We start from the raw sequence: 18,998 nt of genomic DNA on the forward strand, positions 1-18,998 counted from the left end.
AGTGAATTCTCCAGAGAGGCTGGAAGCGATGACCATGACCTATCAAGAACAGCAAATGCTGCAAGCCGCTACCGGACGCGCTGCCATCCTCGATCTGAACGCCCGGCACAATCGGGCCTACTCCGACGGCGATCGCGACCGCTGGGTGTCCACTTTCCGTCATTCCGGTGCCAGCTATACCCGCGACGGTGAGCTGTTCAGCGACTTGCGGGCGGCCTTCGACGGTGGCGACGGTCAACGACTGGTCACGGTCGATCATGAGATCAGCGTCGACGGGGTCAACGCGACTCAGCACTGTGTCGCCGTGCTTTTCGCCGCGATTTATGGCGACACCACGCTGCGGGCCACCGGGACTTTCCGCGACACATTGATCTACGAGCGGGGCGGCTGGTACTTCACTTCGCGTGCCTTGCAGTGGGATTCCGTCCCGAGCCGCCACCCCCTCGTGATGTGAGTGGCACCGATACGTGGAGCAGGATTTCGGTCAGCGGCTGGCCTTCGGCACCTATGGCGATGCGCTGCGGATGGTCGGTGCGCGAAGCGAGCCGCGCGTCGCCGGAACCGCGGTCAGCGCCGCACGCATCCAGATGTTCGCTGCGATGGTGCGCGACGCTAATCGCTCCTACTGGGACCCGGAGTTCGCCCGGCGGCAGTGGGGAGGATTACTCGCGCCGCCCGCGCTGTTGATGGGCTGGCTGATCGCACCGCCCTGGCAACCCGGGGGAAGCGGCACCGCTTCGTTGATCGCCCTGCGGGTGCCGCTGCCCGGTACCACATTTATCAACGCCGCCAACGAGGTTGAGTTCCCCGAGCCCATCGTCGAAGGCGACGTGCTGACCGCAGTCGACGAACTGGTCTCGGTATCACCGGAAAAGCGGACGCGACTGGGCGTCGGCCATTTCGTCGAGACGCTGGAGACCTATCGCCGCCAGGACAACACCGTGGTCGCCACCAATCGCAATACCTTGTTCCGCTTCACCCCAGGGCCCGCGTCGTGACCGGCGACGGCCTGGACTGGGCGATGATCACCGTTCCCGTCGACCTGCCGGAAGTGATCGACCACATCAGCTACCAGCGGGTGGTGGAGAACGCCGGGGCGACTTGGGATTATTTCCCCGGCCATTTCGACCCGACATACGCTCAGGCGCAGGGCAATCCGACGATTTACGTCAACACGATGCACCTGGCCGGGTTCGCCGACCGCGTCGCGACCGACTGGGCGGGCCCGCGCTCGCGCGTGGTTCGCCGGTCCATGCGCCTGGCCGCGTCGGTGTACGCCGGCGACACGATGATCGGCCGGGGGCGGGCCGTGGCGAAGCGCCGGGACACCTCGGTGGACCCGCCGCGCTGCCTGGTCGACGTCGAAATCCGGGTGACCAATCAGCATGGCGCGCTGTGCTGTCCGGTCGAGCTGACGTTGCAGGTGCCCGGATCTTCCGGCGATGGATGACGTCGGCGAGCTGCATCTGGCGGTGTGCCGCCGCTTCGGCGAAGCCGTCGGCTCGGCGAACGGGAACTGGGACCGGCCTTCGCCTTGTGATGCGTGGGACGCTCGGGCGGTTCTCGAGCACGTGATCGGCTTTCACGACGTACTTCTATTGCGCCCGTTGGGGTTTAAGCCCGATCGTCCCCGAGAAGACCCGCAGGAGCGATGGCGACTGACCTATGACGCTCTGTTGACGGCGTTCGAATCGGGTCGAGCGACACAACTTGACGAGTACCGGCTGGTGCCGAACTTGACCCGTGATGTCCTGGTGCATACCTGGGACCTCGCCCGCGCGGTGGGCGCCGATGACGGCCTGGACCCCGCGTGGTGTGAACTGTTCTGCGCCGGCCTTCCGGAAGATCTGCAGGCCTTGGCCGCGTCCGGGATGTTCGGCGCGCCGGTCATGATCGGCGACGAGACCGATGCGCAGGCGAAGCTTTTGGCGCGCCTTGGCCGCGACCCGTGGTGGAAACCGGAGACCTCATAGAGGTATCTGCGCACACCACATTGGGGCCGCGGATCGGGGAGGCCGTTTGTCGGTGGTGGCTGCGATGATGGCGTCATGTCTTCGACCGCGGCTGCCGTCTGCGTCGAAGTGCGCCCCAAGGATCGTCTTGAGGTGTTGTTCGAGGAGTTGGCGGAGTTGACCGGTCAACGTAATGCGATTGATGGGCGCATCGTGGAGATCGTCGCCGAGATCGATCGCGATGAATTGTGCGGTATCACCGGGGCGCGGTCGGTGCCGGCGTTGGTGGCCTGGAAGACGGGCTGCTCGCCGACCAACGCGCACACGATCGCCACGATCGCCCACCGGTTGGCCGAGTTCCCGCGCTGCGCCGGCGGCATGCGGCAGGGTCGGCTGTCGGCCGATCAGGTCGGGGTGATCGCCGCCCGGGGCGGGCAGGGATCTGATGAGCATTACGCGCAGTTGGCCGCGGTGGCCACGGTCAACCAGTTGCGTACCGCGGTCAGGCTGGAGCCGCGCCCCGACCCCGAGGCCCGGCCCGAGGAGCTGGAGCGTTCGTTCACCACGACCACCACCGAGGCGGGCAGCTGTTACCGGATCACCCTGCCACACCCCGAGGCGGCGAAGTTCGATGCGGCGGTGGCCTCGCATCGTGACGCACTGATCGCCGAGTGGAAACACGATCACGACACCGGCGCGGGTGATCAGCGGCCGCCGGTGCCGGGCACGGTAGAGGAGTTTATGCGTCTGGTGGAGGCGGGCTGGGATGTCGAGGCGGCGCGGCGCCCGCACGGGCAGCACACCACCGTGGTGGTGCACCTCGATGTGGACAAGCCCGCCGCCGCACTGCATCGGGGTCCGCTGCTCGCCGATGCCGACCGCCAATATTTGAGCTGTGATGCCACCGGTGAAGTCTGGTTCGAACGCCGCGGCGAGGTTATCGGCGCCGGGCGGGCCACGCGGCTGATCAACCGGCGGCTACGCCGCGCGCTGGAGCATCGCGACCGCACCTGTGTGGTGCCCGGCTGCGGCGCCACCCGCGGCCTGCACGCCCATCACCTGCGGCACTGGGAAGACGGCGGCCCCACCGAGTTGGCCAACCTGGTGCTGCTGTGCCCCTACCACCACCGTCTGCATCATCGTGGTGTCCTCACCATCACCGGACCCGCACACGCACTCACCGTCACCGACACCACCGGCCGCCCATTGAGCCCGGGATCGCTGGCACGCCCACCCACAAAACCCCCACCCACAGTCCCGCCCTGTCCGGGACCGATCGGGAACGCGCCGACTGGTGGTGGTACACACCCTTCCAACCCCAACCACCACCAACAACCAACTAGCTTTTGCGGCACCCGATCCTTGGGCATGCATTGAAGCTCAAAGATATTGCGGCATCCATTAATTTGCACATGCCCGGCCGCCTACCGGTTGCCTGGCGCGGTGCCCGACACCCGCAAAACCTAGAGCGGCGGCAGCTGCCCCTTGGCTATCAGCGTCTGCAGCTCGACGTACTCGTGCAGGCCCTCCGGCCCGAACTCGCGGCCGATGCCCGACTGCTTGAAGCCGCCGAAGGGTGCGCCGATGTCCAAGGTGTACATGTTGATGCCGTAGGTCCCGGTGCGGACCGCGGCCGCGACCTGCAGGCCATGCTCGATGTCGGCAGTCCACACCGAACCGGCCAAGCCGTAATCGGTTTCGTTGGCGATGCGGATCGCGTCGTCCTCGTCGCGGTAGCGCAGCACGGTCAGCACCGGGCCGAAGATCTCCTCGCGGGCGATGCGCATGTCGTTGGTGGCGTCGGCGAACAACGTCGGCTGCACGTACCAGCCGCGCTCGGATGGGCTCTGCTCGCCACCGAGCACGACGCGAGCGCCCTCGCTGCGGCCGGACTTGATGTAATCCTGGACACGGCGCTGTTGCCGTTGCGCGACAAGGGGTCCGATGTCCGTCGACTCGTCGGCCGGGTCGCCGACCTTGAGCGCCGACATCATGCCGGCCAGCGCGTCGACGACCTCGTCGTGCTTGCGGTCGCTGACCAGAATCCGGGTCTGCGCCACGCACGCCTGGCCGTTGTTCATCAGGCCCGCGGACTTCAGGCCGGCCACCGTCTTGTCGATGTCGGCGTCGTCGAGGATGATGGCCGCCGACTTGCCGCCCAGCTCCAAACTGACCCGCTTCAGCTGCTCGCCGCACAGCGCGGCGATCCGGCGCCCGACGGCGCTGGAACCGGTGAACGCGATCTTGTCCACGCCGGGATGGCGCACCAGCGCCTCACCGATCTCCGGGCCGCCGGGCAGCACCGACACCACGCCGTCGGGCAACCCGATCTGTTCGATCATCTCGGCCAACCACAAGGCGTCCAACGGAGTTTCGGGCGCGGGCTTGATGATGACCGTGCAGCCCGCGATCAGCGCCGGGATCAGCTTGGGCATGATCAGAAACTGCGGCACGTTCCACGGCACGATCGCCCCGACCACTCCGACCGGAGCCCTGCGCAGGTGCACCTCGCCGAGCACGCCCTGGCGGCGTTCCTGCCACGGGAACTCGCGGGCGGCGGCCAGCGACAGGTGCATCAGCGCCGCCGCGGCCGCCCCCTGGCCCATTCGGCTGAAGCTACGCGGCGACCCCATTTCGTCGGTGATGAGATCGGCCATCTCGTCGGCGTGGCCGGCATAGATTCCGGCGAGCTGTTCGACCTTGGCCATCCGTTCGGCATGGCTCAGCCGTGGCCACGGACCGTGATCGAACGCGTGCCGTGCGGCGGCGACGGCCGCCTCGACGTCCTCGGGGCCGGCGACTTGGACGTGCCCGACCGGCTCCTCCGAGTGTGGCGAGATCACCGCGAGCTGCTGGGGATTAGCCGGCTTGCGCCACTGGCCCCCAATGAACACCTCGTTATAGGAGCGATGGCCGGAAGTCTCTGTCATCGGGGCACTTCCTCAGGGGATCGGACCGCGACCGCAATTTCGCTATTCACGCTAACATAGCGAAAAAAGCAGCGAGGCCCGATATGACCAGCGATTGGCGCAGTTACCCGTTCCAGTTGGTGCCCGACGACGACCAGTTGGAATTTCCCGCCGCGGAAGGCGAACATGCCGACCAGGAATCGGACACCTGGTTCATCGCCGGCCAGCTCGACGCCGCCGAGACCGATCGATCGTTTGCCTTCCTGACCATCTTCAACAAGAACCGGCCCGGGGGCACGGTGGTCGCGGACTTCTACACGCTGGCGCTGTTCGACCTCGACACCGGCGACTACGGCACCTTCACGGACTACGACATGCCGCCGGCCAACATGGAGCCGGGCGCCCAGCCCAAGCTGACGACGGCGTCGGGCCACCTCGACATCAACTATCACAGCGGCGCGGGTACCGCGTCGTGGACGACCAGTCGCAACGGCGATGGCGAACTGCTGCCCTACACGTACCGCGTGAGCCTGGTCGGAATGGATCAGTCCGCCCGGCCCATGCGACTGGATCTGGCCGTATCACCAACGCGCGCACCGACACCGGTGGGTGCGTCGACGTACAACGGAAAGATCGTCTGCTTCGGTCAAAGCGACACCTATTCCTATTTCCAGACCGGAATGGCGATGACCGGCACCTTGCGCTGGGGAGACGTGGTGGCGCAGGTGTCCGGCACCAGCGGGCACGTCGACAGGCAGTGGTTCCCGAAGTACGCCGGCGGAGGTGGATCCGGGGGAGATCCGCGGGCCAGGTCGCACGAATGGCGCACGATCAACTTCGACAACGGCGTCGACCTGAGCATCTGGCGCCAGTTCGACCGCACAGATGGCAATGCGCTGCAACCGTTTACCGGAATCACGACAAGCCACCCAGACCCCACGATCGCGCCGCAATGCGCCGAAGACATCGAGGTCACGGTCAGCAGCTACGTGCGATGGCCGGAGGCCATGCGACCGCTGGTGCGACCACTCGCCCCGGCGCGGTACATGCCCGACCGGCACCGGATCACCTGTCCCACACTGCAATTAGATCTCTTTGGCGAGCCGCTGGTGCCCGCTCCGGCGCACGGGCTGCCGATCGAATACATGGAAGGCCCCTACCGCTACCGCGGGACAATGTGGGGAGAACCGGTGACGGGCTTCGCGTTCAACGAACGCTCGCTGGCGCTATACCGGGATTGGGAGCTCGTCGAGGTGCTGTCCACCACTGTCGCGAACCTGACACCGCCGGAGCCTCGATTGCAGACGATGGTGGATCAGTTGGTGCCCCTGGTGGCCGCCGGGCGCCGCAAGGACGCCGTCGAGCTGCTGTTCAGCTCGGCGCCCGTCGAAAACGACGCGCTGGCAAAGCTTCTCGACGACCTTATCGCGGTGCTGTCAGTCGACGGCGGCTGAGCGCAAAAGCGCGCGGGCCCACGTGATGTGGCGATGCTGCAAACCCGGCTCGTTGCGGCCGAACAGCAGGTGATCGCGGACTCCGGACTCCAGATTGGCTTGCAGCCGCTCGACCAGCCGGTAGTCCTCGTCGCGCACGGTGGCATGTGCATATTCGAAGACGGCCTGAGCCCCGGCGGCCACCGCCTCGTCGGAGAGGTCCTGCGGAGTTGCATTCTGGTGCACGGTGATTGACCTGCCGGGGCGGTCGCCGGGGTAGACGCGGAACAGCTCACCGTTGGCGATGGTCACCGACAGCACGATGTTGGGGAACAGCGCGTAGATCACCACCATGTTGTGGAACGGATTCCACTGATCCTCGGGCACGTCCTCGAGCTCGAGAATGGTGTTGAGCGGGAAGATCAACCGATGGTGCGGGCCGTAGGAGTCGAACAGCGTGCAGTTGCTGCGCGCAATGGTGGCGAAGGTCTGTTGATGGACGGTGGCGAAATGGTAGTTCTCGGCGAAGGTGTCGATGGCCAGTTTCCAGTTGATCGGGGAGTCCAGCACCTTCTCGCCCAGCGGCGACCAGCGGCCGATGCCCCAGGAGTCCAGTTCCTGGGCGAGCGGGCCCAGGTGTGCGGCCACATCCAATGTCGCGCCGGGATCCAGTGCCACCCATAGGAATCCAGCGAACTCGGTGGCCGGGAGTTCGGTCAGGCCGTCGGACTTGACGGTCACTTCCGGGAACCCCTCACGTCCCGGAAGTGCCACCAAGTGCCCGGTGTTGTCGTACGTCCAGGCGTGGTATGGGCAGGTGAACCGCTTGGCGATGCCGCATCCCGTCGTCACCTGTGACTGGCGGTGCAGACACACGTTGTAGAACGCCTTGACGGATCCCTCGGACGTTCTGGTCAGCAGGATGGATCGCCCCATCACCGTCTTGGTGCAATACGCGCCGGGGACGGGAAGTTCCGAGACATAGCCGACCAGTTGAGGGCTGGCCAGGAGCATGGCGCGATCCCGGTCGTGTCGCTCGACACCCGTGTAGTCCCGCGCGTCGACGGTGTGCTGGCCGGGTGCGAGGTCGGTCGTCTTGTCCCGCGCCAACTTCAACGCGCGCCGGGTCAGGTCGATCAGCTGACCGTGTTCCATCCGCCCAGTACAGACCTTGTAACAGTTGTAAGGTCAAGGAGTGGCTGAGCAGTTGCTGATCGGCGACGTCACGGCCTTGACTGGCATCGCTTCCGGCCGTATTCGCCATTACGAGAGAATCGGGCTACTGCGCGCGCAACACCTGTCCAACGGCTACCGCGTTTTCGGCGTCGAGCAGGTTCTCGATTTGTTGCGCATCGACCTGATGCGAAGCCTCGGTATCGGTATCAACGACATTGCCCGCCTGATGGAGGGCGGACACAGCACGCTGGCCGGCCTGCTCGACCAGCACCGCACGCTGTTGGTGCAGGAACGTGAGCGGCTCGACCAACTGATCCGGGCCATCGACGAATCCTGCGCCGCCACCGAATGTTCCGGCGCCGACCTCAACGAGCACATCCTGCACCGGTTGGCGACGACGCACCGCGACAGCATCGGCGTGATCGGGCGGCTCAGCGCGCCGCTGTCAGCGCCCGTCGCCGCGATGTACGCGGACCTGTTCGACGAGTGGGAGCTACCGGTTCCCGCCTTGTTCGGGCAAATGGTGCTGCCGGGCGCGGCCAGCACCTTATTGTCGCGACTGGCCGAGACGCCTGGCCACGACGTGCTGTTCGGCCGATTGCGCAACCTGGCCGCCGACGTGATCGCGCTGGGCGAAGACGATTCGGCGGCGGGAGAGCTTGCGCGCCGTTGGATCGACCAGCAGCTGGCCGACCCGCTGCCCGACGACGTGGTCGACGTGCTGCGGGGAGTGCAACCGCTGTTGGAGCACGACCCGGTGATCGTGCAGGGATTCCGCGCCTGGGCGGCATCGATCAGCCCGGCGGCCGCGCACTTCATCGACGAGATCGCCCAGCAGACCGCTCGTCGTGGGGTGGAGGCTGTGAGCGTCATCGTGCTGCCCGCGCGCCGACCCGTTCAAACAAACGATGCGGCACCGTGATGCATATGTGACCGGTGTGATCAACGTGTCATATGGGGTTTGTGTCGTAATCTGTGGCCTGTGTCCTTAGTTACGCGACGTGACCTGCTCAGATTCGCGGCCGCAACCCCGGCATTTCTGGGCCTGGGCGCCGCGGGCGCATCCCTGAGCGCCACACCGGCGTCGGCCTCGCTCGGCACCCTGCTGGACTATGCGGCCGGCGTCATTCCCGCCAGCCAGATCCGGGCCGCGGGCGCCGTGGGGTCGATCCGGTATGTCTCCGACCGCCGTCCGGGCGGCAACTGGATGCTCGGCAAGCCGATCCAGGTCGCCGAAGCCCGCGACCTCAACAGCAACGGGCTCAAAATCGTGTCCTGCTATCAGTACGGCAAGGGCAGTACCGCGGACTGGCTGGGCGGTGCCAATGCCGGCCTGCAGCACGCGCAGCGTGGGATGCAGTTGCACGCCGCCGCCGGCGGGCCCGCCAGCGCACCCATTTACGCCTCGATCGACGACGACCCCTCCTACGAGCAGTACAAGAGCCAGGTGGCGCCGTACCTGCGGTCGTGGGAGTCGGTGATCGGCCATCAGCGCACAGGCGTGTACGCCAATTCGAAAACGATCGACTGGGCGCTGCACGATGGACTGGGCTCTTATTTCTGGCAGCACAACTGGGGCTCGCCCAAGGGGTACGCCCATCCGGCGGCCAACCTGCACCAGGTTGAAATCGACAAACGCAGCGTCGGCGGGGTGGGCGTGGACATCAACGAGATCCTCAAGCCCCAATTCGGGCAGTGGGCCTAGTCTCGGATCCCGCCGTCCGGCCCGGCCCAGACGCCGACTCTTAAAATTTCCAGCAAACACTCGTTCGCTCGTTTTCCCGAGGGGTGCGCGCGGCCATTGGCCGTCCGATGCCGCCAAGGGCGCCGTGACGGCACTCCGTGGCCCAAAATTTTTATGTAACGATTCGATAACAAGACTGCTTTGATCTGCGCAGTTATAGCTACTCGACCGTAACCACCTGCACGCAGCGGGTTTGTTAATCGGGTCCGCGCCGTCGGTGAAACCCCGTGTTACCCAGGACACGGTTACCCATGCGTAGAACTCACCAGTAACCAATCAGCACGCGAAACAAGCGCCGATCCTTATGACACTCTTAGTACAGCCGATGGAGTCCGTCGCGCCGCTGTGCACCACTCGGGCGGTCCGCCGACAACGCACCGGCCAGCCGTTTCCCGGCTAGTGATTCGACGCTGAACCACGCCGCATCGACGCCAAGCCCGCCAGGCGGTGGTGACCGCCAGACGACGAGACCTAAAGACGCATACAGGGGAGACAGACAAGGTGACGATCCACGAGCACGACCGGGTGTCCGCTGACCGCAACGGCCAAGGCAAGGTCCCACAGGCCGGGGACACCCACGCCCTTGTCGACCGCCTGACGGCCGGCGAGCCCTACGCCGTCGCATTCGGTGGCCAGGGCAGCGCCTGGCTGGAAACCCTCGAAGAGCTGGTGTCGTCGGCCGGTATCGAATCCGACCTGGCAACGCTGGTCGGTGAGGTGAACCTGGTCCTCGAGCCGGTGGCCAAGGAGCTCATCGTGGTCCGCCCGATCGGTTTCGAGCCGTTGACCTGGGTGCGTGCCCTGGCGGCCGAAGATCCGGTCCCCTCGGACAAGCACCTGACCTCGGCCGCGGTGTCGATACCGGGCGTGCTGCTCACCCAGATCGCGGCCGTGCGCGCGCTGGCGCGCCAAGGGATGGACCTCAAGGCGACGCCTCCGGTGGCCGTGGCCGGACATTCCCAGGGCGTGCTCGCCGTCGAGGCGCTCAAGGCCGGGGGCGCCCGCGATGTCGAGCTGCTGGCGTTGGCCCAGCTGATCGGCGCGGCCGGGACCCTGGTGGCCCGCCGGCGCGGAATCTCGGTGCTCGGCGATCGCCCGCCGATGGTGTCGGTAACCAACGTTGACCCCGACCGCATCGGCCGGCTGCTCGACGAGTTCGCGCAGGACGTGCGCACCGTCCTGCCGCCCGTCCTGTCCATCCGCAACGGCCGCCGTTCGGTCGTCATCACCGGCACCCCGGAACAGTTGTCCCGTTTCGAGCTGTACTGCCAGCAGATCTCGGAGAAGGAAGAGGCCGACCGGAAAAACAAGCTGCGCGGCGGTGACGTCTTTTCGCCGGTCTTCGATCCGGTGCAGGTCGAGGTGGGCTTCCACACGCCCCGGCTGGCCGACGGCATCGACATCGTCGGCGGCTGGGCCGAGAAGGTCGGCCTGGACGTCGAGCTGGCTCGCCAGCTCACCGAATCGATCCTGGTGCGTCCGGTCGACTGGGTGGAGGAGATCACCCGGGTCAACGACGCCGGCGCTCGCTGGATTCTTGACCTCGGCCCCGGCGACATCCTGACCCGGCTGACCGCGCCGGTCATCCGCGGCCTGGGGGTGGGCATCGTGCCGGCCGCCACCCGCGGCGGTCAGCGCAACCTGTTCACCGTCGGGGCCGTCCCCGAGGTGGCGCGGGCGTGGTCGAGCTACGCCCCGACGCTGGTTCGCCTGCCCGACGGGAGGGTCAAGCTCTCGACGAAATTCACCCGGCTGACCGGCCGCTCGCCGATCCTGCTGGCCGGCATGACCCCGACCACCGTGGACGCCAAGATCGTGGCCGCCGCGGCCAACGCCGGGCACTGGGCCGAGCTGGCCGGTGGCGGGCAGGTCACCGAGGAGATCTTCGCCGACCGCGTCGAGCAGCTGGCCGGGTTGCTCGAGGACGGCCGCACCTACCAGTTCAACGCACTGTTCCTGGACCCGTACCTATGGAAGTTGCAGGTCGGCGGCAAGCGGCTGGTGCAGAAGGCGCGCCAGTCCGGCGCGGCCATCGACGGCCTGGTGATCAGCGCCGGAATCCCGGATCTGGAGGAGGCCGTCGAGCTGATCGAGGAGCTCGGCGAGGTCGGCATCAGTCACGTCGTCTTCAAGCCCGGCACCGTCGAGCAGATCCGCTCGGTGATCCGCATCGCGACCGAGGTGTCCACCAAGCCGGTGATCGCGCACATCGAGGGCGGGCGCGCCGGTGGTCACCACTCCTGGGAAGACCTCGACGACCTGCTGCTGGCGACCTACTCGGAATTGCGGTCACGCCCCAACATCACCGTCTGCGTTGGTGGCGGCATCGGCACGCCGGAGCGGGCGGCCGAATACCTGTCCGGGCGCTGGGCGCAGGCGTACGGTTTCCCGCTGATGCCCATCGACGGCATCCTGGTCGGCACCGCGGCGATGGCCGCCAAGGAAGCGACCACCTCGCCGTCGGTCAAGCGCATGCTGGTCGAAACCCAGGGCACCGACCAGTGGATCGGAGCCGGAAAAGCCTCGGGCGGAATGGCATCCAGCCGCAGCCAGCTCGGCGCGGACATCCACGAGATCGACAACAGCGCCTCGCGGTGCGGCCGGCTGCTCGACGAGGTCGCCGGCGACGCGGACGCCGTCGCGGAGCGCCGCGACGAGATCATCGCCGCGATGGCCAACACCGCCAAGCCGTACTTCGGCGATGTCGGTGAGATGACCTACCTGCAATGGCTGCAGCGCTACGTCGAATTGTCCATCGGCGACGGCGATTCCACCGCCGACACCGCCTCGCCGGGCAGCCCGTGGCTGGCCGACACCTGGCGCGACCGTTTCCAGCAGATGCTGCAGCGCGCCGAGGCGCGGTTGGCCCCACAGGATTTCGGGCCGATCGAGACGCTGTACAACGACGAGGCCCTGCTGGAGAACCCCGAGGCGGCGATCGACCTGCTGCTCGACCGCTACCCCGACGCCGAGACGGTCCAGTTGCACCCGGCCGACGTGCCGTTCTTCGTCACCCTGTGCAAGACGCCAGGCAAGCCGGTCAACTTCGTGCCGGTGATCGATAAGGACGTGCGGCGTTGGTGGCGCAGCGATTCGCTGTGGCAGGCGCACGACGCCCGCTACGACGCCGACCAGGTCTGCATCATCCCGGGCACCGCGGCCGTCGCCGGCATCACCCGGATGGACGAGCCCGTCGGTGAGCTACTGGACCGCTTCGAGCAGGCGGCCATCGACGAGGCGCTCGCCGCCGGACTGGAGCCCAAGGCCGTCACGTCACGCCGGACCGGTCGCGCCGACGTCACCGGGCCGCTGGCCGTCGTGCTGGACGCCCCCGACGTCCAGTGGGCCGGCCGCACCGCGACCAACCCGGTGCATCGCATCGCCGACCCCGCCGAGTGGCTGGTGCACGACGGACCCGAGAGCCGCCGCGCCACCCATTCGACCACCGGGGCGCGGCTGCAGGTCGAAGGCGACCGCGTCGTCCTCAGTGTGCCCGTCTCGGGCACCTGGATCGACATCCCGTTCACGTTGCCGCCCAACACCGTTGACGGCGCCACCCCGGTGGTCTCCACCGAGGACGCCGCCACGGCCATGCGGGCGGTGCTGGCCATCGCGGCCGGCGTCGACGGCCCGGACTTCTTGCCCGCGGTCACCGACGGCACGGCCACCGTCACCGTCGACTGGGACCCCGAGCGGGTCGCCGACCACACCGGTGTCACGGCCACCTTCGGAGAACCGTTGGCGCCCAGCCTCACCACCGTGCCCGACGCGCTCGTCGGGCCGTGCTGGCCGGCCGTCTTCTCGGCGATCGGCTCGGCCGTCACCGATGCCGGCGTCCCGGTCGTCGAGGGCCTGCTGAGCCTGGTGCACCTGGATCACGCCGCCCACATGGTCGGCAGCCTGCCGACGGTCCGATCCCAATTGACCATCGCCGCAACGGCTTCGGCGGCCATCGACACGGAAATGGGACGTGTGGTCCCCGTCTCGGCGACCATCGCCGACACTGACGGTCAGGTGATCGCCACCCTTGCCGAACGTTTCGCCATCCTGGGCCGCACCGGCCCCGCCGAACTGACCGACCCGACACGCGCCGGTGGTGCGGTCTCGCCGAACGCGACCGACACCCCGCGTCGGCGCCGCCGCGACGTCACCATCACCGCTCCGGTCGACATGCGTCCGTTCGCGGTGGTCTCCGGTGACCACAACCCCATTCACACCGACCGGGCCGCCGCGCTGCTGGCCGGCCTGGAATCGCCGATCGTGCACGGCATGTGGCTGTCGGCGGCCGCCCAGCATGCGGTGACCGCCACCGATGGCCAGACCCGCCCCCCGGCGCGGCTGATCGGCTGGACCGCCCGCTTCCTGGGCATGGTGCGCCCCGGCGACGAGGTCGCGTTCCGCGTCGACCGCGTCGGAATCGACCAGGGCGCCGAGGTTTTGGAGGTCGCCGCCAAGGTCGGATCGGATCTGGTGATGTCGGCGACGGCCCGCCTGGCGGCCCCGCACACTGTCTACGCGTTCCCCGGCCAGGGCATTCAGCACAAGGGCATGGGCATGGACGTGCGGGCCCGGTCCAAGGCCGCCCGCAAGGTGTGGGACAAGGCCGACAAGTTCACCCGCGACACCCTCGGCTTCTCGGTCCTGCACGTGGTCCGGGACAACCCGACCAGCATCATCGCCAGCGGTGTGCACTACAACCACCCCGAGGGCGTCCTGTACCTGACGCAGTTCACCCAGGTCGCGATGGCCACGGTGGCCGCCGCGCAGGTCGCCGAGATGCGCGAGCAGGGCGCCTTCGTGGAGGGCGCGATCGCCTGCGGTCACTCCGTCGGTGAGTACACCGCGCTGGCCTGCGTGACGGGCATCTACGAGCTGGAAGCCTTGCTGGAGACCGTGTTTCATCGCGGCTCGAAGATGCACGACATCGTGCCGCGCGACGAGCTGGGCCGGTCCAACTACCGGCTGGCGGCGATCCGGCCGTCGCAAATCGACCTGCCCGACGACGAGGTCCCGGGTTTTGTCGCGGAAATCGCCGAGCGCACGGGCGAATTCCTGGAGATCGTCAACTTCAACCTGCGCGGTTCCCAGTACGCGATCGCCGGCACGGTGCGCGGCTTGGAAGCGCTCGAGGAAGAGGTGGAGCGGCGCCGCGAGATCACCGGCGGCAAGCGCTCATTCATCTTGGTGCCCGGCATCGACGTGCCGTTCCACTCGCGCGTGCTGCGGGTCGGTGTGGCGGAGTTCCGGCGGTCGCTGGACCGGGTCATGCCGCGCGACAAAGATCCCGACGTCATCATCGGCCGGTACATCCCGAACCTGGTGCCGCGTCCGTTCACCCTGGACCGCGACTTCATCCAGGAGATCCGCGACCTGGTGCCGGCCGAGCCGCTCGACCCGATCCTCGCCGACTACGACACCTGGCTCGCCGAGCGCCGCATCGAGATGGCCCGCATCGTCCTGATCGAGCTGCTGGCATGGCAATTCGCCAGCCCGGTGCGCTGGATCGAAACCCAGGACCTGCTGTTCACCGAGGAGGCCGCCGGCGGCCTGGGTGTGGAGCGGTTCGTCGAGATCGGGGTGAAGTCCGCCCCGACCGTCGCGGGCCTGGCCACCAACACCCTCAAGCTGCCCGAATACGCTCACAGCACAGTCGAAGTGCTCAACGCCGAGCGCGACGCCGCGGTGCTGTTCGCCACCGACACCGACCCCGAGCCGGAACCCGAGGACGAGCCGGCGGCGGATGATTCCGCCGCATCCCCGGCGGAGGCGGCGCCCCTGCCTAATGTCGCCCCCGCCGTCGCTCCGGCTGGCGCCGCAGCTCCGTCGAGTGCTCGGCCGGACGACATCGGGTTCGATGCGGCCGACGCCACGCTGGCGCTGATCGCGCTGTCGGCCAAGATGCGCATCGACCAGATCGAGGAGCTGGACTCCATCGAATCGATCACCGACGGCGCGTCGTCGCGACGCAACCAGCTGCTGGTGGACCTGGGCTCGGAGCTGAACCTGGGCGCCATCGACGGCGCCGCCGAAGCCGACCTGGCCGGGCTGCGCGCGCAGGTCACCAAGCTGGCGCGCACCTACAAGCCTTACGGCCCAGTGCTTTCCGACGCAATCAACGATCAATTGCGCACCGTGCTGGGGCCTTCGGGTAAGCGGCCCGCCGCCATCGCCGAGCGGGTCAAGAAGACCTGGGAGCTCGGCGACGGTTGGGCCAAGCACGTCACCGTGGAGGTCGCGCTGGGAACCCGCGAGGGCACCAGTGTCCGGGGTGGCGCCATGGGCCACCTGCACGAGGGCGCACTGGCCGACGCCGCCTCTGTCGACAAGGTGATCGACGCCGCGGTGGCCTCCGTCGCCGCGCGGCGCGGCATCGCGGTGGCGCTGCCGTCTTCGGGCGGTGGCGGCGGCGGTGCGACCATCGACGCCGCCGCGCTGGGCGAATTCACCGAACAGATCACCGGCCGCGACGGCGTGCTGGCCTCGGCGGCGCGCCTGGTGCTCAATCAGCTGGGCCTCGACGACCCGGTCAGCGCGTCGCCGGCGGCCACCGACGCCGAGCTCATCGACCTGGTGACCGCCGAACTCGGTGCCGACTGGCCGCGGCTGGTGGCACCGGTCTTCGAGCCGAAGAAGGCCGTGCTGTTCGACGACCGGTGGGCCAGCGCACGCGAGGACCTGGTCAAGCTGTGGCTGACCGACGAGGGCGACATCGATGCCCGGTGGGTGGAGCTGTCCCAAAGGTTCGAGGGCGCAGGCCATGTCGTGGCCACCCAGGCCACCTGGTGGCAGGGCAAGGCGCTGTCCGCGGGTCGTCAGATCCACGCGTCGTTGTACGGCCGCATCGCGGCCGGCGCCGAGAACCCGGACCCGGGCCAGTACAGCAGCGAAGTCGCCGTGGTGACGGGTGCCTCCAAGGGCTCGATCGCCGCGTCGGTCGTCGGGCGGCTGCTCGACGGCGGGGCCACCGTCATCGCCACCACGTCCAAGCTCGACGACGAGCGGCTCGCGTTCTACCGCGGCCTCTACCGCGACCACGCCCGGTATGGCGCTGCGCTGTGGGTGGTGGCCGCCAACATGGCGTCCTACTCCGACATCGACGCGCTGGTCGAATGGGTGGGCACTGAGCAGACCGAAAGCCTTGGGCCGCAGTCGATTCACATCAAGGACGCGCAGACCCCGACGTTGCTGTTCCCGTTCGCCGCACCGCGGGTCGCGGGCGACCTGTCCGAGGCCGGCTCTCGCTCCGAGATGGAGATGAAGGTGCTGCTGTGGGCGGTGCAGCGCCTCATCGGTGGGCTGTCGAAGATCGGCGCCGAGCGTGACATCGCGTCCCGGCTGCACGTCGTGCTGCCGGGCTCACCGAACCGCGGAATGTTCGGCGGCGACGGCGCTTACGGCGAGGCCAAGTCGGCGCTGGACGCCTTGGTGAGTCGTTGGCACGCCGAGTCCTCCTGGGCGGCCCGGGTCAGTCTGGCGCACGCGCTGATCGGGTGGACCCGCGGCACCGGGCTGATGGGCCACAACGACGCGATCGTGGACGCGGTCGAGGAGGCCGGCGTCACCACCTACTCGACCGACGAGATGGCGGCAATGCTGCTGTCGCTCTGCGACGTCGAGTCGAAGGTGGCCGCGGCGGGTGCGCCGATCAAGGCGGACCTGACCGGTGGGCTGGGCGAGGCCAACCTCGACATGGCCGAACTGGCCGCCAAGGCCCGGGAGCAGGCCACGTCGGCATCGGACGAAGCGGCCGACGAGGCCGCCGCCGAGGGCACCATCGCCGCGCTGCCGTCGCCGCCGCGTGGCTTCACCCCGGCGCCGCCTCCGGAATGGGCGGACCTCGACGTCGACCCGGCCGACCTGGTGGTCATCGTCGGTGGCGCGGAGCTCGGGCCCTACGGCTCGTCGCGGACCCGCTTCGAGATGGAGGTCGACAACGAGTTGTCGGCGGCCGGCGTCCTGGAGCTGGCCTGGACCACCGGCCTGATCCGCTGGGAGGACGACCCCCAACCCGGTTGGTACGACACGCAATCCGGTGACCTGGTCGACGAGTCCGAGTTGGTCGAGCGCTATCACGACTCCGTCGTGGAGCGTTGCGGCATCCGCGAATTCGTCGACGACGGCGCGATCGACCCCGATCACGCGTCGCCGCTGCTGGTGTCGGTGTTCCTGGACAAGGACTTCGCGTTCGTGGTGTCCTCGGAGGCCGACGCGCGCGCCTTCGTCGAGTTCGATCCCGAACACACCATCATCCGGCCGGTGCCCGACTCCAGCGACTGGCAGGTGATCCGCAAGGCGGGCACCGAGATTCGGGTGCCGCGCAAGACCAAGCTGTCGCGGACCGTCGGCGCGCAGATCCCGACCGGGTTCGACCCGACGGTGTTCGGCATCAGCCAGGACATGGCCAGCTCGACCGACCGGGTGGCGCTGTGGAACATCGTCGCGACCGTCGACGCGTTCCTGTCGTCGGGATTCACCCCGGCCGAGCTGATGCGGTGGGTGCACCCGGGCCTGGTGGCCAGCACGCAGGGCACCGGCATGGGCGGCATGACGTCGATGCAGACGATGTATCACGGCAACCTGCTCGGCCGGAACAAGCCGAACGACATCCTGCAAGAAGTTCTGCCGAATGTCGTTGCCGCACATGTCATTCAGAGTTACGTCGGCAGCTACGGCGCGATGATCCACCCGGTGGGCGCCTGCGCGACCGCGGCGGTGTCGGTCGAGGAGGGCGTCGACAAGATCCGGCTCGGCAAGGCCGAGCTGGTGGTCGCCGGTGGATTCGACGACCTGACGCTGGAAGCCATCATCGGCTTCGGTGACATGGCAGCCACCGCCGACACCTCCATGATGCGCGGCCGCGGCATCCACGACTCGAAGTTCTCCCGGCCCAACGATCGTCGCCGGCTGGGATTCCTCGAGGCGCAGGGCGGTGGCACCATCCTGCTGGCGCGCGGCGACCTGGCGCTGAAGATGGGTCTGCCGGTGCTGGCCGTGGTTGCCTACGCGCAGTCGTTCGCCGACGGCGTGCACACCTCGATCCCGGCGCCGGGGCTGGGCGCGCTGGGCGCCGGTCGCGGCGGCAAGGATTCAGCGCTGGCGCGGTCGCTGACAAAGCTCGGGGTGACCGCCGACGACATCGCGGTGATCTCCAAGCACGACACGTCGACGTTGGCCAACGATCCCAACGAGACCGAGCTGCACGAGCGGCTCGCCGATTCGCTCGGCCGCTCCGAGGGGGCTCCGCTGTTCGTGGTGTCGCAGAAGAGCCTCACCGGGCACGCCAAGGGCGGCGCGGCGGTCTTCCAGATGATGGGCCTGTGCCAGATGCTGCGTGACGGGGTGATCCCACCGAACCGCAGCCTGGACTGCGTCGACGACGAACTGGCCGGCTCGGCCCACTTCGTGTGGGTGCGCGAGACCCTGCGCCTGGGCGAGAAATTCCCGCTCAAGGCGGGCTTGGTGACCAGCCTTGGGTTCGGCCATGTTTCGGGCTTGGTTGCGCTGGTGCATCCGCAGGCGTTCGTCGCCGCGCTCGACCCGCAGCAGCGTGCGGACTACCAGCGTCGCGCGGATGCGCGCGTGCTGGCCGGTCAGCGGCGGCTGGCGTCGGCGATCGCCGGTGGCGCGCCGATGTACGAGCGGCCGCCGAACCGTCGCTTCGACCATGACGAGTCGGAGAAGCGTCAGGAGGCCGCGATGCTGTTGAACCCGGATTCGCGCCTGGGTGACGGCGACGCCTACCAGGTCTCTGCCGGATGACGTCGGTCCGTTAGCCTGGCGACCC

The 18,998-nt window shown here is 68.0% G+C and carries 10 protein-coding genes and 1 pseudogene; 9 read left to right on the plus strand and 2 right to left on the minus strand.

Annotated features, from left to right (window positions below):
- The first annotated feature begins 28 nt into the window (after window positions 1-28).
- From DQP58_RS00560 to DQP58_RS00580, 5 genes and pseudogenes are all read left to right on the plus strand, one after another.
- Entirely contained in the window at window positions 29-454 is a 426-nt protein-coding gene (locus DQP58_RS00560) for a nuclear transport factor 2 family protein (RefSeq protein ID WP_112706581.1), read from the plus strand.
- Window positions 455-467: 13 nt separating this feature from the next.
- The gene (locus DQP58_RS00565) at window positions 468-998 is read left to right on the plus strand and encodes a MaoC family dehydratase (protein ID WP_112706582.1); all 531 of its coding nucleotides are present in this window, start codon (window positions 468-470) and stop codon (window positions 996-998) included.
- Window positions 995-1,450, plus strand: a complete 456-nt coding sequence (locus tag DQP58_RS00570; RefSeq protein ID WP_112706583.1) for a MaoC/PaaZ C-terminal domain-containing protein — start codon at window positions 995-997, stop codon at window positions 1,448-1,450. Before DQP58_RS00565 ends, DQP58_RS00570 begins: the two co-directional genes overlap by 4 nt.
- The gene (locus tag DQP58_RS00575) at window positions 1,443-1,973 is read left to right on the plus strand and encodes a maleylpyruvate isomerase family mycothiol-dependent enzyme (RefSeq protein WP_112706584.1); all 531 of its coding nucleotides are present in this window, start codon (window positions 1,443-1,445) and stop codon (window positions 1,971-1,973) included. The genes DQP58_RS00570 and DQP58_RS00575 overlap by 8 nt, the downstream gene beginning before the upstream one ends.
- Window positions 1,974-2,048: 75 nt before the next feature.
- A pseudogene (locus DQP58_RS00580) lies at window positions 2,049-3,295 on the plus strand (HNH endonuclease signature motif containing protein).
- A gap of 120 nt (window positions 3,296-3,415) precedes the next feature.
- Here DQP58_RS00580 and DQP58_RS00585 read toward each other — a convergent pair.
- Window positions 3,416-4,882 (minus strand): aldehyde dehydrogenase, encoded by a 1,467-nt coding sequence (locus DQP58_RS00585; RefSeq protein WP_112706585.1) that lies wholly within the window; start codon window positions 4,880-4,882, stop codon window positions 3,416-3,418.
- Between the two features lie 83 nt (window positions 4,883-4,965).
- Between DQP58_RS00585 and DQP58_RS00590 the strand changes: the two genes are divergently transcribed.
- Window positions 4,966-6,315 carry a secreted hydrolase gene (locus tag DQP58_RS00590; protein WP_112706586.1) on the plus strand — a complete coding sequence of 450 codons (1,350 nt, stop codon included), beginning with the start codon at window positions 4,966-4,968 and terminating at the stop codon, window positions 6,313-6,315.
- Here the strand turns inward: DQP58_RS00590 and DQP58_RS00595 are convergent.
- The gene (locus tag DQP58_RS00595) at window positions 6,298-7,449 is read right to left on the minus strand and encodes an aromatic ring-hydroxylating oxygenase subunit alpha (protein WP_112706587.1); all 1,152 of its coding nucleotides are present in this window, start codon (window positions 7,447-7,449) and stop codon (window positions 6,298-6,300) included. The two genes, DQP58_RS00590 and DQP58_RS00595, sit on opposite strands and share 18 nt — an antisense overlap.
- Before the next feature lie 40 nt (window positions 7,450-7,489).
- Here DQP58_RS00595 and DQP58_RS00600 point away from each other — a divergent pair, with 40 nt between their 5' ends.
- From DQP58_RS00600 to DQP58_RS00620, 3 genes are all read left to right on the plus strand, one after another.
- Complete coding sequence (locus tag DQP58_RS00600; RefSeq protein ID WP_112706588.1) at window positions 7,490-8,392, plus strand: MerR family transcriptional regulator; 903 nt, start codon at window positions 7,490-7,492, stop codon at window positions 8,390-8,392.
- 60 nt (window positions 8,393-8,452) lie between these two features.
- Window positions 8,453-9,175 (plus strand): DUF1906 domain-containing protein, encoded by a 723-nt coding sequence (locus DQP58_RS00605; RefSeq protein ID WP_112706589.1) that lies wholly within the window; start codon window positions 8,453-8,455, stop codon window positions 9,173-9,175.
- Window positions 9,176-9,715: 540 nt separating this feature from the next.
- A complete protein-coding gene (locus DQP58_RS00620; RefSeq protein ID WP_112706590.1) occupies window positions 9,716-18,973 on the plus strand; it encodes a type I polyketide synthase in 9,258 nt (3,085 codons plus the stop codon).
- Window positions 18,974-18,998: the final 25 nt, after the last annotated feature.

This window comes from Mycobacterium colombiense, assembly GCF_003284975.1.
GTDB classification, from domain to species: Bacteria; Actinomycetota; Actinomycetes; order Mycobacteriales; family Mycobacteriaceae; genus Mycobacterium; species Mycobacterium europaeum_A.

Bases quoted from the DNA above. Each gene is read 5' to 3' on its own strand.
- DQP58_RS00560 (WP_112706581.1), top strand. From the start codon at position 29: ATGACCATGACCTATCAAGAACAGCAAATGCTGCAAGCCGCTACCGGA.
- DQP58_RS00575 (WP_112706584.1), top strand. From the start codon at position 1,443: ATGGATGACGTCGGCGAGCTGCATCTGGCGGTGTGCCGCCGCTTCGGC.
- DQP58_RS00585 (WP_112706585.1), bottom strand. From the start codon at position 4,882: ATGACAGAGACTTCCGGCCATCGCTCCTATAACGAGGTGTTCATTGGG.
- DQP58_RS00590 (WP_112706586.1), top strand. From the start codon at position 4,966: ATGACCAGCGATTGGCGCAGTTACCCGTTCCAGTTGGTGCCCGACGAC.
- DQP58_RS00595 (WP_112706587.1), bottom strand. From the start codon at position 7,449: ATGGAACACGGTCAGCTGATCGACCTGACCCGGCGCGCGTTGAAGTTG.